Source organism: Pseudomonas sp. o96-267, assembly GCF_003935465.1.
GTDB classification, from domain to species: Bacteria; Pseudomonadota; Gammaproteobacteria; order Pseudomonadales; family Pseudomonadaceae; genus Aquipseudomonas; species Aquipseudomonas sediminis.
This window is the reverse complement of record NZ_RHQP01000094.1, coordinates 1-1026: the sequence shown is the minus strand read 5'-3', so window position 1 is coordinate 1026 and position 1026 is coordinate 1. Positions and strand designations below refer to the sequence as shown.

General features: G+C 51.8%; 1 pseudogene. It reads left to right on the top strand.

Annotation, left to right across the window (positions count from 1 at the left end):
• Positions 1 to 105: 105 nt before the first annotated feature.
• Positions 106 to 944 (top strand): annotated as a pseudogene (aadA1, locus tag EGJ86_RS24885) (ANT(3'')-Ia family aminoglycoside nucleotidyltransferase AadA1).
• Positions 945 to 1026 lie beyond the last annotated feature (82 nt).

Here is a 1026-nt window from a genome sequence, read left to right as displayed (position 1 = left end):
GCATCCAAGCAGCAAGCGCGTTACGCCGTGGGTCGATGTTTGATGTTATGGAGCAGCAACGATGTTACGCAGCAGGGCAGTCGCCCTAAAACAAAGTTAAACATCATGAGGGAAGTGGTGATCGCCGAAGTATCGACTCAACTATCAGAGGTAGTTGGCGTCATCGAGCGCCATCTCGAACCGACGTTGCTGGCCGTACATTTGTACGGCTCCGCAGTGGATGGCGGCCTGAAGCCACACAGTGATATTGATTTGCTGGTTACGGTGACCGTAAGGCTTGATGAAACAACGCGGCGAGCTTTGATCAACGACCTTTTGGAAACTTCGGCTTCCCCTGGAGAGAGCGAGATTCTCCGCGCTGTAGAAGTCACCATTGTTGTGCACGACGACATCATTCCGTGGCGTTATCCAGCTAAGCGCGAACTGCAATTTGGAGAATGGCAGCGCAATGACATTCTTGCAGGTATCTTCGAGCCAGCCACGATCGACATTGATCTGGCTATCTTGCTGACAAAAGCAAGAGAACATAGCGTTGCCTTGGTAGGTCCAGCGGCGGAGGAACTCTTTGATCCGGTTCCTGAACAGGATCTATTTGAGGCGCTAAATGAAACCTTAACGCTATGGAACTCGCCGCCCGACTGGGCTGGCGATGAGCGAAATGTAGTGCTTACGTTGTCCCGCATTTGGTACAGCGCAGTAACCGGCAAAATCGCGCCGAAGGATGTCGCTGCCGACTGGGCAATGGAGCGCCTGCCGGCCCAGTATCAGCCCGTCATACTTGAAGCTAGACAGGCTTATCTTGGACAAGAAGAAGATCGCTTGGCCTCGCGCGCAGATCAGTTGGAAGAATTTGTTCACTACGTGAAAGGCGAGATCACCAAGGTAGTCGGCAAATAATGTCTAACAATTCGTTCAAGCCGACGCCGCTTCGCGGCGCGGCTTAACTCAAGCGTTAGATGCACTAAGCACATAATTGCTCACAGCCAAACTATCAGGTCAAGTCTGCTTTTATTATTTTTAAGCGTG